The sequence below is a fragment of the Empedobacter sp. GD03865 genome (assembly GCF_029840775.1).
Classification (GTDB): domain Bacteria; phylum Bacteroidota; class Bacteroidia; order Flavobacteriales; family Weeksellaceae; genus Empedobacter; species Empedobacter falsenii_B.
Map to the genome: position 1 here is coordinate 1 of NZ_JAOCDF010000035.1, position 15,448 is coordinate 15,448.

18 protein-coding genes are annotated in these 15,448 nt (G+C 31.2%); 13 read left to right on the plus strand and 5 right to left on the minus strand.

The genetic code is table 11. The features are described 5' to 3' along the window. The first annotated feature begins 456 nt into the window (after positions 1-456). Entirely contained in the window at positions 457-993 is a 537-nt protein-coding gene (locus N5D46_RS12245) for an RNA polymerase sigma factor (protein WP_280038158.1), read from the plus strand. Between the two features lie 24 nt (positions 994-1,017). Beyond that, complete coding sequence (locus N5D46_RS12250) at positions 1,018-1,434, plus strand: hypothetical protein (RefSeq protein WP_125350307.1); 417 nt, start codon at positions 1,018-1,020, stop codon at positions 1,432-1,434. 6 nt (positions 1,435-1,440) lie between these two features. Here N5D46_RS12250 and N5D46_RS12255 read toward each other — a convergent pair whose 3' ends face one another. The 3 genes from N5D46_RS12255 to mnmD all read right to left on the minus strand — a co-directional run bounded on the left by N5D46_RS12255 (position 1,441) and on the right by mnmD (position 3,360). Beyond that, entirely contained in the window at positions 1,441-1,737 is a 297-nt protein-coding gene (locus N5D46_RS12255) for an ATP-dependent Clp protease adaptor ClpS (protein ID WP_280050102.1), read from the minus strand. A 6-nt stretch (positions 1,738-1,743) separates the two neighbouring features. After that, complete coding sequence (gene prmA / locus N5D46_RS12260) at positions 1,744-2,571, minus strand: 50S ribosomal protein L11 methyltransferase (protein ID WP_038336885.1); 828 nt, start codon at positions 2,569-2,571, stop codon at positions 1,744-1,746. Positions 2,572-2,643: 72 nt separating this feature from the next. Then, on the minus strand, positions 2,644-3,360 hold the full coding sequence (mnmD, locus tag N5D46_RS12265; protein WP_280050103.1) for a tRNA (5-methylaminomethyl-2-thiouridine)(34)-methyltransferase MnmD: 717 nt from the start codon (positions 3,358-3,360) through the stop codon (positions 2,644-2,646). Positions 3,361-3,440: 80 nt separating this feature from the next. On the opposite strand from mnmD, the gene N5D46_RS12270 reads away from it, so the two are divergent. The 5 genes from N5D46_RS12270 (at position 3,441) to N5D46_RS12290 (ending at position 6,647) form a co-directional block, all read left to right on the plus strand. Continuing rightward, the gene (locus N5D46_RS12270) at positions 3,441-4,502 is read left to right on the plus strand and encodes a branched-chain amino acid aminotransferase (RefSeq protein ID WP_280050104.1); all 1,062 of its coding nucleotides are present in this window, start codon (positions 3,441-3,443) and stop codon (positions 4,500-4,502) included. Between the two features lie 105 nt (positions 4,503-4,607). After that, positions 4,608-5,630 carry a DUF4407 domain-containing protein gene (locus N5D46_RS12275; RefSeq protein ID WP_125350303.1) on the plus strand — a complete coding sequence of 341 codons (1,023 nt, stop codon included), beginning with the start codon at positions 4,608-4,610 and terminating at the stop codon, positions 5,628-5,630. Between the two features lie 54 nt (positions 5,631-5,684). After that, on the plus strand, positions 5,685-6,113 hold the full coding sequence (locus tag N5D46_RS12280; RefSeq protein ID WP_125350302.1) for a hypothetical protein: 429 nt from the start codon (positions 5,685-5,687) through the stop codon (positions 6,111-6,113). Positions 6,114-6,144: 31 nt separating this feature from the next. Continuing rightward, positions 6,145-6,381, plus strand: coding sequence for a hypothetical protein (locus N5D46_RS12285; RefSeq protein ID WP_280050105.1), 237 nt, complete (start codon positions 6,145-6,147; stop codon positions 6,379-6,381). After that, a complete protein-coding gene (locus N5D46_RS12290) occupies positions 6,363-6,647 on the plus strand; it encodes a type II toxin-antitoxin system RelE/ParE family toxin (RefSeq protein ID WP_280050106.1) in 285 nt (94 codons plus the stop codon). Before N5D46_RS12285 ends, N5D46_RS12290 begins: the two co-directional genes overlap by 19 nt. A gap of 23 nt (positions 6,648-6,670) precedes the next feature. Here N5D46_RS12290 and folP read toward each other — a convergent pair whose 3' ends face one another. Continuing rightward, positions 6,671-7,498: a dihydropteroate synthase gene (gene folP, locus N5D46_RS12295; protein WP_280050107.1), complete on the minus strand. Its 828-nt coding sequence runs from the start codon at positions 7,496-7,498 to the stop codon at positions 6,671-6,673. 53 nt (positions 7,499-7,551) lie between these two features. On the opposite strand from folP, the gene N5D46_RS12300 reads away from it, so the two are divergent. From N5D46_RS12300 to N5D46_RS12325, 6 genes are all read left to right on the plus strand, one after another. Further along, positions 7,552-8,100 carry a DUF1599 domain-containing protein gene (locus tag N5D46_RS12300; RefSeq protein WP_038336876.1) on the plus strand — a complete coding sequence of 183 codons (549 nt, stop codon included), beginning with the start codon at positions 7,552-7,554 and terminating at the stop codon, positions 8,098-8,100. Further along, positions 8,097-9,218 (plus strand): BT_3928 family protein, encoded by a 1,122-nt coding sequence (locus N5D46_RS12305; protein ID WP_038336875.1) that lies wholly within the window; start codon positions 8,097-8,099, stop codon positions 9,216-9,218. The genes N5D46_RS12300 and N5D46_RS12305 overlap by 4 nt, the downstream gene beginning before the upstream one ends. Positions 9,219-9,221: 3 nt before the next feature. Continuing rightward, complete coding sequence (locus N5D46_RS12310; protein ID WP_280050108.1) at positions 9,222-10,304, plus strand: ABC transporter permease; 1,083 nt, start codon at positions 9,222-9,224, stop codon at positions 10,302-10,304. A 70-nt stretch (positions 10,305-10,374) separates the two neighbouring features. Beyond that, on the plus strand, positions 10,375-11,133 hold the full coding sequence (gene tpiA, locus N5D46_RS12315; protein ID WP_114999079.1) for a triose-phosphate isomerase: 759 nt from the start codon (positions 10,375-10,377) through the stop codon (positions 11,131-11,133). A gap of 220 nt (positions 11,134-11,353) precedes the next feature. After that, positions 11,354-12,115: a hypothetical protein gene (locus N5D46_RS12320; RefSeq protein WP_038336870.1), complete on the plus strand. Its 762-nt coding sequence runs from the start codon at positions 11,354-11,356 to the stop codon at positions 12,113-12,115. 123 nt (positions 12,116-12,238) lie between these two features. Then, complete coding sequence (locus N5D46_RS12325) at positions 12,239-13,153, plus strand: WYL domain-containing protein (protein ID WP_114999082.1); 915 nt, start codon at positions 12,239-12,241, stop codon at positions 13,151-13,153. A gap of 34 nt (positions 13,154-13,187) precedes the next feature. On the opposite strand, the gene N5D46_RS12330 is transcribed toward N5D46_RS12325, so the two are convergent. Next, positions 13,188-15,329 (minus strand): type IA DNA topoisomerase, encoded by a 2,142-nt coding sequence (locus N5D46_RS12330; protein WP_221854610.1) that lies wholly within the window; start codon positions 15,327-15,329, stop codon positions 13,188-13,190. Positions 15,330-15,448: the final 119 nt, after the last annotated feature.

A 15,448-nucleotide genomic window follows, 5' to 3' on the forward strand; every position in this document is an offset into this window, starting at 1 on the left:
TTTTCGTTTTCATTTTTTCTCTTGAAATTTATTTATTTCTATAAATAATTTCAATCTTTAAAAACTTTCAGCATTGCTATTTTCTTTCTTGACATGCTACGTTCTACGCCATAGGAATCAAGCACATTTGTAAACTTCTTTGAAGCATATTGTATTTCTCGATCAGAGTGAAATAGTATTCCTTTTTATCGGTCATTTTTTTATAGCCATACGCCATGCTTTTAAAATTATGAGCAATAGAATTGAGTTACGAAAGAAGTAAAAAGTTAAAAATTACAATAAATTCAAAGCATAGTTATTTAACTGTAAATAATCTACTTAATCGATATTTTAGGGTTCCAAAACCTAGATAGGGAATTAAACTTCTTAAAAAAAAGATAAAATATACATTACTTGAAATAATATTAGAAGTTTATCATTTGAAATTTAATAGCTTTACAGCTTAATATTATTCAATTGGATCAGAAAATATTAGATCACATTTTAAATAAGGATTGGGAACAAGCTTTTAAACTTCTTGTAAAAGATTATCATCAGAGAGTTTATTGGCAAATTCGTCGTATGGTTTTGATTCATGAAGACGCAGATGATATTGCTCAAAATGTTTTTATAAAAATCTATCAAAATTTGAATTCATTCAAAAATGAATCAAAATTATCGACATGGATTTTTAGGATTACTTATAACGAAACCATCAATTTTATTCATAAAAATGCTAAAGAACAAAATGTTTCGTTTGAAGATTATTCGATGAATATTGCAGATGATTTATCTACGGATGAGTATTTTACAGGAGATGAAATTGAGTTGAAACTACAAAAAGCGATTGCAAGTTTGCCAGAAAAGCAGCGCGTAGTATTTATGATGAAATATTATGATGAAATGAAATATGAACAAATTTCTGAAATTTCAGGAACATCTGTTGGTGCGCTAAAGGCGTCTTATCATCATGCAGTTACAAAAATTAAAGAATTTTTAGAGGATGAAGATTAAACCTTTTTAACTTTTTTTTGTCTTATGAATGATATGAAAGAAAATGGATTAAAAAATAATTTTAAGGTTCCAGAGAATTATTTTAAGAATTTAGAAGATGAAATTTATTTTAAAAGCTTAAAACAAAAGGAAAATTATACAACCCCTACTAATTATTTTGACGATTTAGAACAGTCAATTTTATCGAAAACTATTGATAAAAAAGAAACAAAAGTTGTACATTTCAATATTTGGTGGGCTGCTGCTTGTATATTGCTATTAGCATTGGTTGTAACTCCTTTTGTGATTAATTCTACAGAAAAATCTACAGAAGTTGTGGATACAAAAACAGAAAATCATGTTTACGAGAAGATCTATGATTCGTATATAGTGAGTGATCAAAACAAAAAATCGTCCAATGTAACATTAGACGATTCTGATTTTGCTTTATATGATTATTAAGAAATTCTAAATAATTTCTGCACTTAAACCTCGGTTCAATAATTCTGTGCATCGAGGTTTTAAATCTTCTAATTCACCCGTCAAGACTTCGCATTTACCTTTGTAGTGAATCAAAATAGAACATTGTTCCGCTTGCTCTGGCGTGTGTTCACAAACATCAATCAACGATTCGATTAGCCAATCAAAAGTATTCACATCATCATTGTAAACAATAATTTGATATTTGTGTGATTCCTGTTCCAATACATCAACAGCCGAATCTTTTTCCGTTTCCCACATGGGTTGCGTTGCGTATTTTGTCATATCATTTTATTTTTTGAAATGTAGCGCAATCCACTCATTTCGTTGTTTTTTAGATACAAATTTCAAACCATTTTCTGTACAAAAAGCTAAGATATCATCAAAATCTTGCTCCATCAATCCACTTAAAAATAAATCACCATTTTCATTCAAAACATTGATGTAAGAAGGAATTTGACTGATTAAAATATTTTTGTTGATATTCGCTAAAATAATGTCAAACTGTTTGCTTCCCAAAAGTGAATTATCACCCATTTTCGCATCTAAACTAACACCATTTCGTTTTCCATTTTCGATAGAATTTTCCACAGCCCACTCGTCAATATCGATACATTCTGCATAATTTGCACCACGTTTCATTCCTAAAATTGCAAGAATTGACGTTCCACAGCCCATGTCCAAAATATCTTTTCCTGTAAATTCAGTTTCCAAGATATATTCTACCATCAAATGTGTTGTAGAGTGATGTCCAGTCCCAAAAGACATTTTTGGTTGAATGATAATTTCGTACGGAATATTTTCAACTGTTTCGTGAAATTCTGCACGAATCAAACATTGGTCATTCACTAAAATTGGCGTGAAATTTTCTTCCCAAGTTGCATTCCAATTTTGTTGTTCAATTTCTTGACGCGTATAAGAAAAATCAATATTCTCGATAGAATCAATCACTTCTTTTACTTGGTCAATATTTTCGTCAGTTTTTGGCATGTAAGCATCAAAACCTTCTTCGTTTTCAACAAAACTTTCAAAGGGTAGTTCAGAAATCATTGCAATAATAATTTCATTAAAAGGCTCTACTTCCGCAACTTTAAATTTATATTCGATATAATTTGTCATAAAAAAATGTAGAAAACATCAAATTGTTTTCCAGCGCAAATTTACGATTTTTATAATTAATGATAAAGGAGATTATTTATCAAATGGAAAGTCCTTCAAACCAACCATCATTTCACGTTTTCCTGGAGGCCCAGGACGTTTTTGTACAATATAGCCCAAATCTTTCAAACCTCTTTTTATGGTTCCTTTCGCTGCATAAGTGGTAAAAATGGCAGATTTTTTAGTTAAAGAATCAACAATTTCTAACAATTCTTTTTCCCATAATTCTGGTTGAACACGAGAACCAAATGCATCAAAATAAACTAAATCAAAATTATTTTCGTTGATATTTTTCAGATTGAAAAAATCTTCTTCCACTTTCTTAACTTCAAAATATGGAGAAATTTTATTCCAATTTTCCCAATTTGAATGAAATAATTGTTGATAATAATCTAAAAACTCTTCTTTTCGATGTTCAAATTCCGGATAAAGTTTGAAAACATTTTCGAAATAATTCACCAATTCAAATTCTTCCTCAGAAACCGGAAATTTTTCAATTCCAACATATTGCACTGGAGTTTTATGTTTTTCAGCTTCCATCAAAGTAATGAAAGAATTAAGTCCCGTACCTAATCCAATTTCTATAATTTTTATAGGATTTTTTATTTCTATAAAATGATGAAATCCATTTTGTATAAATACATGAAAAGCCTCTTGTACAGCGCCATGCTTAGAATGATAAGATTCATCCCATTCTTCAATATAGATAGTTTTAGATCCATCTTCCGTTTCTTGAATAATTCTTTTCATCGTCGAAAGTTATGATTTTTATTATGAAAAAGTGCAAATAAAATGTACCTTTGATAAGCACAAACAAAATATATCGTAAAATGATTATAGAAAAAATTGCTGAATCAAAATTTAACGATTCAGTTTTCAACTCTACTACTTTTGGGAAAGAGTTTACAGATCACATGTTGATCGCACATTACAAAGATGGAAAATGGGATGAGCCAAAAATTATTCCTTACGGACCAATTTCAATGACGCCAGCAGCGATGTCTTTTCATTATGGTCAAACAATTTTTGAAGGAATGAAAGCCTACAAAAATGATAATGAAGAAGTATTTATTTTCCGTCCTGAGAAAAACTTCGAACGTTTTAATTTATCTGCGGCACGTCTTAATATGCCTCAAATCCCGAAAGAAATTTTTATTGATGGTTTAGAAGCGATTATTGATATCGATCGTCAATGGGTACCAAAAGATTACGGAACGTCTTTATACATTCGTCCAGTAATGTTCGCAACAGAAGAAGCTATTTCTGCAAGATCATCTAACGAGTTTATTTTTGCAATTTTATTAGCTTATGCACCTAATTATTATGACAAACCATTATCAGTAAAAATTGCTGATTATTATAGCCGTTCTGCACAAGGTGGTGTTGGTTTTGCAAAATGTGGTGGTAACTATGCTGGATCATTTTTCCCAACTTCTGAAGCGCAAAAAGATGGTTATGATCAAGTGATTTGGACAGACTCTATCGAGCACAAATTTATCGAAGAAGCTGGAACAATGAATGTAATGGTACGTATCGGAAACAAAATTTTAACTGCGCCTACTTCTGAGCGAATTTTGAATGGAGTTACTCGTGATTCTGTTTTAACTTTAGCAAAAGATAACGGATACGAAGTAGAAGTGCGTCCTGTAGAAGTACAAGAAATGTATGATGCTTACAAATCAGGAGAATTGAAAGAAGTATTTGGTTGTGGAACTGCTGTTGTAATTACACAATACGATGCAGTAGGGTTTGGTGAAGAGCGCGCTCAATTACCAACTTTAGCTGAAGAAGAATCTTTTGCATTACAATTGAAAAAGAAATTAAAAGATATTCAATACGGATTAGCAGAAGATCCTTATGGATGGAGAATTAAAATCGAAAAACAAGCTTAATTTTGTTTAAGTAAATTTTTTGAAAATATAAGCTGACAATTTGATTGTCAGCTTTTTTTGGCACGATATTTAATAATATGTTATACAAAGTACTATATTTGCAAAATGAATGGACTACAGAAATTTTTAATCATCTGTTCAGGGAGTAGTCTTGAACTCTTGAAAAAAACACCAACAGATATCAACAAACATGTTGGTATTGGAGGTGTCATATTATTTACAGGAATTTTGGCGGCTTTGTCTGCTGGATATGCGCTGAATACTGTTTTTGATAATATATATGCAGCAACAGGTTTTGGTTTGTTGTGGGGATTAATGATTTTTAATCTTGACCGATATATTGTCACATCAATGAAAAAGTCAGGTGGATTTTTTCGTCAGTTTTTTATTGCTTTGCCACGTATTTTGGTTGCAATTTTATTAGGTATTGTGATTTCGAAACCGTTAGAATTAAAAATTTTCGAGAAAGAAATTAACAAGCAATTAAATATTATTGTCAATCGAAATAAAACGGAATTACAAAAAGGAATTGATGCGCGTTATGCTGAATTGGGAACGCCTTTTTCGAATGAACGAAAAGAAATTTATGCAGAAATTGATAAATTAAGAAACGAGTATAATTCTGCTTCTATCGAATTGGAAAAAGAAGTTGTGGGTACACAAACTGAAACAACAACTGGACGCGAAGGTTATGGACCAAATGCAAAACGAAAAGCAGAATTGAAAAAACAAAAAGCTGCCGAAATCGAAACTTATATTCAACAATCTGCGCCTCGTTTAGCTGAAATTAATAAAGAATTAGATCGATTGAATGTTGCAAAAGAAAAAGAAATTGATGCGGCTAAACCAACCGAAGAGAATTACAATGGTTTTGCTGCACGTATGCAGGCTTTAGACGAATTGTCAGTTAATAATCCAATTTTAGGGACTGCAGCTATTTTTATAGCTCTTGTGTTTATCTCGTTAGAAACTGCGCCAGTTTTAGTGAAATTAATTGCACCAAAAGGACCTTATGATTTTCTCTTAGAAAAACATGAACATTCGTTCAAGATTTTTAGCAAAGAATCGATTCAGGTTATGGATATCAAATCTGAAAAACGTGTGAAACATGAGTTAGAAAAAGTATAAAATTGTAAAAAAGTAACTTCCGTTTGAAGTTACTTTTTTAATTTTGTAATAGATATGGAAACTTATAAAATAGAAATTTACGGAGAAGACGAAAACCAAATTCAACGAATGGAAGAGGTGATTGCTCCAATAAAAGATATACAGGATTATTTTTGGAAAATTCTTTGGGTTGATGGTGAAAGTGAAACGGACGAATATTCGGTTTTCGAATTGCAAGAAGTGATTGATCAACAAGACGGAATTTTTGTGGAATATGATCAGTTAGAAAGTTTATGTTATAAAATGGAACATGTAACGGAGGCGTTGATTATTGGAGATAGAAAAGAAAATAATTTGCATGTAAATATTGAGGATGAAAATTTATACGACAACGAAGTTGTGTTTGAATTTGTGAAAGATTCACATTGGCAAATTTTGACATCGGACATTAACATTGTTGATACATTTAAAGTTTTCTTTCCAAATAGTAAAATCATTGATTAAAATTGATTAACTTTAAATTAAATCTCTCATTATGAATACAGAAGAGTTAAAAAAGTTGACAATAGAAAAGATAAAAAAACTGGATGATAAAAATAGTATTGAGCAAATAAATAATTTACTTGATTTTGAATCTGAAAGTGGAATTTATACTTTAACTGACGAACAAATTGTTCGAGTTGAAGAAGCTAAAGATGAGTATAAAAATTCATCTATAATTAGTGAAAAAGTAGCCAATCAAGAAATTGAAAAATGGCTAAACGAAAAATAATTTGGACAAAAACAGCGAATCTTGAACGAAAAGAAATCTTAGAATATTGGATTTTAAGAAATAAATCAAAGAGATTTAGTATCAAATTAAATTATCTAATTCTTCAAACATTAGAAGTTTTGCGCGAAAATCCTACAATTGGTCGACGAACAAATATTGATAATGTGAGAGTAAAACTTATCAGAGAATATTTGTTATTGTATGAATTTACTGATGCTAAATTAATTATTTTGAGTATTTGGGATGCTCGCAGAAATATAAAATAAAAGCCTTTTTAGTGGCTTTTATTTTATATTTGATTCAATTTCTGAAAAATTTGTAAGGTTTCTTTTGCTTCTTTTACATCGTGAACACGCAAAATTTTTGCACCTTTTTGTAACGCAACCATATTTAGTACAGAAGTTCCGTTTAAAGCTTCTTGCGGAGTTGTTTCGAACAAATTATAAATCATCGATTTTCGCGAAATTCCGACTAATAAAGGAAAACCTTCAAAACCTAAAGCTTCCATTTTATTGAATAATTCATAATTATGATCCAATGTTTTTGCAAAACCAAAACCAGGATCTAAAATAATATCATTCACTTTTGCAGCTTTTAATTGCGCAATTTTTTTGGAAAAATATTCGTTTACTTCCAGCGTAATATCTGCATATTCAGGATTATTTTGCATTGTTTTTGGCGTTCCTTTCATATGCATTAAAATGTATGGAACTCGAAGTTCTTTGATTGCATCAAACATATTTTCGTCTAACTCCCAACCCGAAACATCATTTATAATAGAAGCACCAACTTTTACAGCTTCACGTGCAACATTTCCTCGAAAAGTATCAATCGAAATAATCAATTCTGGATATTCTTCAATAATTTTTTCGATAATTGGTGCAGTTCTATCAATTTCTTCTTGCTCCGAAATATTTTCTGCTCCAGGTTTTGTCGAATAACCACCAACATCAATCATATCGGCACCTTCGGACAAATGTTTTTCAACTTTTTCTAAAATCAAATTCATCGATTGATTACTGCCTCCATCATAAAAAGAGTTTGGCGTTGTATTCAAAATTCCCATAATTTTAGGCTCGTTCAAATCAATCAAACGACCATTACAATTAATTGTCATATCTTAGAAGTTCTTTAAGCAATTTCAATTATTTTTGAAATCGAAACGAAATTATGAAAAATACCTCAATTCAATTTAAAGAAATCATCTCTGTTTGTCGAGATTTATATACAAAAAAATTACAAGATTACGGTCCAGCTTGGCGTGTACTGCGTTTGCCGTCTTTAACAGATCAAATTTTTATCAAGGTAAACCGTATTCGTACGTTGCAAGAAGCAGCGGAGCGTTTGGTTGATGAAGACGAAGAAGGAGAATTTGTGGCAATCGTTAATTATTCGATTATGGCATTGATTCAGTTGGAACTTGGTTTTGCAGATCAGCCAGATTTGACAGACGAACAAGCTATCGAATTTTATGATAAATATGCAACAATTGCGCACGATTTGATGATGAAAAAAAATCATGATTACGGTGAAGCTTGGAGAGATATGCGTGTAAGTTCGATCACAGATTTAATTTATCAGAAAGTTTTGCGCACAAAAAGTATCGAAGATAATAAAGGAAAAACAATTGTGTCTGAAGGTTTAGATGCAAATTATTTGGATATGATTAATTATTCGATTTTCGCAATGATTTTAATTAACGAAAAGAAAGCTTCATGAGGTATTTAGTTCAATTTGCCCGAATTATAGTTGGAGTTATTTTTATAATTTCTGGATTTGTAAAAAATGTAGATCCAATTGGGTTAAGTTTCAAATTAGAAGAATATTTTTCGCCAACAGTTCTTAACATTCCATTTTTAGAAGGTTTGAGTTTGCCTTTGGCAACTTTCTTTTCACTTTTTGAAATAGTTTTAGGCGTTTTATTATTGCTTGGCGTTTGGAAAAGATTTACAACAATAGCTTTATTGTTAACGATTATTTTCTTTACATTTTTGACATTTTATTCAGCTTATTTCAATAAAGTAACCGATTGTGGATGTTTTGGTGATGCGCTAAAATTAGAACCTTGGACATCATTTTACAAAGATGTTGTGCTTTTGATGTTGATAATTGTTTTAGTGATTGGTCAAAAATATATCAAACCATTATTCGTCGAAAAAGCGAATTATGCGATTAATTTTATTACAATTTTAGGTTCTGCAATTATTGCTTATATTGGAATTAATCATTTACCAATCATTGATTTTAGACCTTATGCAGTTGGCAAAAATTTGATTGAAGGAATGAAGTCTCCGCAAGAATTAGGTTTGAAACCAACAACGTATAAAACGATTTACACCATGAAAAATAGTGTAGATGGAAAGGTTGTAGAAATTGATGATGCACAATATATTGCGGATGATAAGTGGTACAAACATGGAACACCTTGGGTAATTGAAGCGGATAAAACGCGTACAATTGTAGAGAAAAAAGGTTACGAACCACCAATTCACGATTTTAATTTTGATTGCAATGGTGTTGATAAAACTTCTGAAATTTTAAATGCCTCGAAAGCGATTGTTTTTGTCATTCCTTTTGTTGAAAAGGTAAATGAGGAACAAATTGCGAAATTAAATACTTTAGGAAAGGAAGCGAAAGCAAAAGGTTTTGTTGTGTCAGCGGTTTCGAACAATCCAATTAAAGGTTTAGAATTAGAGAATTGTTTCATGGATCAAACAACGATGAAAACAATTATTCGTTCAAATCCTGGTGTGATGATTTTAGAAAAAGGAACGGTAAAAGCGAAATATCATGACAACGATTTTCCATCAATTAATCGATTAGAAGAATTATTTTAAAAAGTGATTAATTATATTTTAAATAAAATTTTCTACGGATTTCTAACGCTTTTTGGTGTTGTGACTGTAGTTTTTCTATTGTTTTCTGTTCTTCCTGGAGATCCTGCACGTATGATGCTTGATCAGAAAGAAGATCCTGAACAATTGGCTCAAATTAGAAAAAACTTAGGTTTAGATCAACCTTTATGGAAACAATATGCTTTTTATATAAATGATTTATCGCCGATTTCATTTCATAATATAGACGAAAACAATACAACATATACTTCATTAAGTTCTGATAAATACAATTACACAAAATTGATGGATTTCGGAACAAATGAAATGGTTTTGAAAACGCCTTATTTACGTGAATCTTTTCAAAAACAAGGAAAAAGCGTCAGTACAATTATTGAAGAAACTTTGCCAAATACAATGGTTTTAGCAATTGCGGCTATTATTATTGCAACGATAATTGGGGTTGCGTTAGGAATTGTTTCTGCTTTGATGAAAGATACGTGGATTGATCGTGTTTTGTTAGTTGTTACAAGTTTTGGGATGAGTATTCCATCTTTCTTTTCGGCGATTATCATTGCCTATATTTTTGCATTTTTGATGCATGATATTACAGGGCTGAATATGATTGGAAGTCTATATGAAGTGGATGATTTGGGAGAAGGAAAACATTTGATGTTGAAAAATTTAATTCTTCCAGCAATTACATTAGGTTCGCGTCCGTTAGCGGTTTTTACGCAATTAACACGAAATTCGTTGTTAGAAGTTTTGAACCAAGATTATATTCGAACAGCTTTTGCAAAAGGACTTTCAAGAAAAACGGTGATTACAAAACATGCATTACGAAATGCGCTGAATCCTGTTGTTACAGCAATTTCTGGTTGGTTTGCGTCGATGTTGGCAGGATCGGTTTTTGTGGAATTTGTTTTTGGTTGGAATGGTTTAGGAAAAGAAATCGTAAATGCATTAAATACATTAGATTTACCAATTGTGATGGGAGCTGTTTTAGTGATTGCTGTGATGTTTATTGTGATTAATATTTTGGTCGATATTCTTTACGGAATTTTAGATCCGCGCGTTCGCATAAAATAAATCAGTTTTAATTTCAAGAGAAATAATTATCTTGCAGTAAATATTAAACCAAAATAAAATACACTTTTTTATGCGTGATAGAATCGTAGCAGGAAACTGGAAAATGAACTTAAACTATGAAGAGGCAATTCATTTGGCAACAAATCTTAATGCTTGGGTAGCAGATAATCATCCAATTGCACAAGTTATAATTGCGCCTTCTTCTATTTATTTACAAACATTGTTAGAAGCTGTAGATGAGCAATATGTTAAGATTTCTTCGCAAGATATTTCTGCTCACGAAAAAGGAGCGTATACAGGAGATATTTCTGCAGAACAATTGGATAGTATCGGATTAGATTTCGCTATAATTGGACATTCTGAGCGTAGAGAATACCAAGGAGAAACGGATATTGTGATTGCTGAAAAATTGAAACAAGCTTTTAAATATCAAATTAATCCAATTCTTTGTGTTGGAGAAAAATTAGAAGAACGTGAAGCTGATAAACACTTTGAGGTTGTAAAAACTCAATTAATGGATGCTTTAGTTGCACAAAAACCAGAAGATCTTTCTCGTTTGATTATTGCTTACGAACCAGTTTGGGCAATTGGAACAGGAAAAACAGCTACACCAGAGCAAGCGCAAGAAATTCATGCATTTATTCGTAAAGTTTTGAAGGATGAATTTGGCGTAGAAGTCGCGAATGATACAAGTATTTTGTACGGAGGAAGTGTAAATGCACAGAATGCGAACGAAATTTTTGCTCAACCAGATATCGACGGTGGTCTTGTTGGTGGTGCTTCATTAAAATATGATGATTTTGTGCAGATAATTGCTGCATGTAAATAATATAAAAGCTCAACTTAGTTGAGCTTTTTTTATGTTTTATATTTTCTAAATTTTGAAAAATGATAAATTTAACTCCTCTGAATCCCTTATAAAATCAGTCAATTAAGAAAACTATAACATTTATTAGGATTAATTAAGAGTTTTCGGAACAGTGTCTGCAAAGCTTATTCATGTACTAACTATTTAAAAAGTATCATTTTTTAAACAAAACACATTTATTATGAAAAAATTGACGCAAGTATTAGGAGTCGTAGCAATAGGGTTAGTTTCTTTCTCTTTTACTACAAAAAATGAAATAAAAGTTCCTACAACAGAAATTACAAATAAAGTTGTAGAAGATGCTCCAAAAGTTGTTATTTTAGATATTGTAGATAATATCGCTGTAGAATCAGGAACAAATATCGCATCAGAATTTAAAACAAAGTTAGAATCTTTGAATAAAGAAAATGTTCAGGTTCTTTTATGGAAAGATTTAACGAAAGGATTAAAAGATGAAGAGAAAAGATCAATCATCGATAGTTTAAAACCTGAGTTAATCATGACATTAAATTTTGAAAAAACTGATGATAATACAAATAAAGTTGCCGCAGTTGTTTTTAAACAAAATGTTGCATTTAACGAAACAGTTAAAGTAGCAAAAGAGTTAACAGAAAACTTAAATTCAACAGCTGTTAAAAATGACGGAGTTTATCAAAACGAATCAAATTATATTCAAGATAATGCTGCACCATCAATTTTCTTAAGCGTAAAAGTGAAGAATGAACCAACTTCTAACGCAGAAATTGTTGATAAACTTTCTAATTTCATCGAAACAGCGAAAGTTGAAGATAGCACAACTCCAGTTGAAATAACATCAGAAGTAGTAGTAGATTCAGCGGCAGCTACGGTAGACTCAGCTACAACAACAATAGAAGCGGCGGTACAAGATGTAAAAGCAGCTACGAAAGATGCAAAAACAAAAGTAAAAAAATCTAAAAAATAGAATCCGTTTTTTCGAATATTTCATTTTTATTAATGAAGAAAAAGTAACATTTTGTAATGAAATGTTACTTTTTTTTGTTTTTAATTACAGATAACTTAAGTTTGCTCAAACACTTCCAATTCAATGTCAAAACAAGGTTATATCGCGCGTTATTTCAATATTGTTCGTAAATTATCACAACAAAAATATTGTTCTTATGAAGATTTAGAGCGTTTTTTGGAAAGAGAATTTGAAATGCTTCAACTTAATGATGATACATTAGAGTTTAATTTCTCTAAACGTACATTACAGCGCGATATTCAAGAAATCAGAAATATATTGGGAATTGATATAATGTATAGTCGCAGTCAGCGTGGATATTATATTATTCAAGACGATTATAGCTCTGATTTATTTCTGAAAACTTTAGAAGAAATTAATAGTTTTTCTGCTTTGAAATTGACAAATTCGCTCGAATCTATTGTGTATTTGGAAAAAAGAAAACCAAAACGCGCCGAATTTTTACCAGATATAGTACAAGCAATTCAAGGAAAAAAGAAAATTGAATTTCATTATCAAAAGTTTGGAGAGGAAAAAGAAACAATTCGTAAAGTTTCACCAATTGCAATTAGAGAGCACAATAACCGATGGTATTTGATTGCTGATGACAAAGGAATTGTCAAAAATTTTGGCTTGGAACGAATGAATAAAGTTTCGATTCTGAAAGAAAAAATTGATGATAATATAGAGTTTAATTACAATGATAAATACAAGTATTCGTACGGCATTATTGTTCCAAGTTCAGAAAAACCAGAAAAGATAGTGCTTTCTGTGACCAAAAAACAAGCGGCCTATTTAGAGTCTTTGCCTTTGCACGAATCTCAGCAAATTTTAGAAACTAATAATGATGAAGTTTTAATTGGTTTAGAATTATTTTTGACCGAAGATTTTATCAGTGAAATTCTTTCTATGAGTCGTTCAGTTACAATTATCGAACCTAAAAAATTGAAAGAAAAAGTCAAAACAATTTTAAAAGAAACGTTGGAGAAATATAATTAGCGAGTTTCGAATTTCGAAACTCACTTTATTTTTTTTACATTTCTTCAAATTCTAAATCGAAATTCATTCCCAAAATAGCTTTACCAGTAACTTTTTCTCCATTTTCAGGATTGATTAAGCCAGCCATTTTTCCAGTTTTTTGTTTGGTTAACAAATCCAAAATTTGTTTATCAGTTAATTTTTTACCCATAAACTCGAACGGAATTTTGAATCCACATGCTGCAAAGTTTGCACAACCATAAGCGGCTTTTCCTTTGACTAATTTATGTGTTTTACATTTTGGACAAGTTGCATCTTCCAGATTAATTTCTTCTTTCGGTTTACGTTCCTTTTTAGGTTTTTCAGCTATTTGAACTGAATTCTGATGAGAAGCGATTGGTCTGAAGTAACTATTTTTTACATCAAATGTTAGTTTCGAAACCATTTCAATCAATTCTTGCTTAAATTGTTCTAATTCGTATTCACCTTTTTCAATCAAACGAAGTTTTCGTTCCCAAACACCTGTCAATTCAGGAGATTTTAATAATTCATTTTGAATGGTATCAATCAAATCAATACCAGTTTGTGTGGCGATAATATTACGTTTTTTCTTTTCGATGTATTTTCTACGAAACAAGGTCTCGATAATATTTGCACGCGTTGAAGGTCGACCAATTCCATTTTCTTTCATCAATTCGCGCATTTCTTCATCATCTACTTGTCGTCCAGCAGTTTCCATTCCTCGCAATAAAGTTGCTTCTGTATAATGTTTTGGTGGAGTTGTTTTTCCTTTGTGAATAAATGGTTCGTGAGGACCTTTTTCACCAATCTCAAAAATCGGCATTATTTTTTCCTCATCTTTTTCGTCTTCCTTTTTATCTTTTGCATAGACTTCGCGCCAACCCATTTCGAGAATTTGTTTTCCCGTTGCTTTAAAATTTATAGCAGAAAGTTGACCGTCTTTTCCATTATTTTCAACTTTTCCTTCGACAGTTGTGTTGGCAACTTTACATTCTGGATAAAAAACAGCAATAAAACGTCGCGCAACCAAATCATAGATACGTTTTTCTTCGTTCGATAAACCTTGTGGAAAGATTTCTGTCGGAATAATAGCGTGGTGATCGGTTACTTTTGTATTATCAAAAACTGCTTTTGACATCGGAATTGGTTGTGTCATCAAAGGAGCAATCAAATTTTGATAAGCGGTTAATTTATTTAAAATTCCAGGAACTTTAGGGTGAATATCTTCCGAAAGATAAGTGGTATCAACACGAGGATAGGTCACAAATTTTTTCTCGTAAAGACTTTGTATATATTTTAAGGTATTTTCTGCCGAAAACGCATATTTTTTATTCGCTTCTACTTGTAAAGCAGTTAAATCGAATAGGCGAGGATTTTTTTCACGACCCTCTTTTACATCGAAATCAATGATTTCAAACTCTCGATTTTTGATGAAATCTAAACCTTGTTTGGCTTTTTCTTCAGATTTTAAACGAGGTATTGTCGCATTAAACTCTACTTCTTTGAAAATCGTTTTCAATTCCCAATATTCCTCAATAATAAACGCATTGATTTCTTTTTGACGCTGTACAATCATTGCTAATGTAGGTGTTTGCACACGACCAATAGAAAGAACTGTTTTTGGCGGCGCAAATTTTTTGGTAAATAATCGTGTAGCGTTCATTCCTAGTAACCAATCGCCAATTGCACGCGCTTGTCCTGCAGAAAAAAGATTGAAATATTTTTCTCCATCTTTCAAATTATCAAAACCTTCTTTAATTGCTTCTTCTGTCAACGAAGAAATCCATAAACGCTTCATTGGCGCTTTAGCACGCGCTTTAAGTAAAACCCAACGTTGTATCAATTCTCCTTCCTGTCCAGCATCGCCACAGTTTATAATCTCGTCGACTTGATCGTTCGTGACTAATTTTTCGATGATATGAAATTGTTTTGAGACACCTTTATCTGCAATTAATTTAATTCCGAAACTTTGCGGAATCATTGGTAAATAATTCAGATCCCAACTTTTCCATTCGGGAGTATAATCTTGCGGTTCCTTTAATGTACATAGGTGACCAAAAGTCCAAGTAACTTGAAATCCGTTTCCTTCATAGTATCCATCATGCTTCTGATTAGCACCAATTACTTTGGCGATATCTTTAGCAACACTTGGTTTTTCGGCAATACAAACTTTCATAGCAATTATAATATTGAAGTGCAAAAGTCAAAATAATAATTTAATTCTTAAAAAAAAATATAAATATGTATAAATATTGAATAAATTTGCGATAGGTTAATTTTTGTGAAGATTGAATA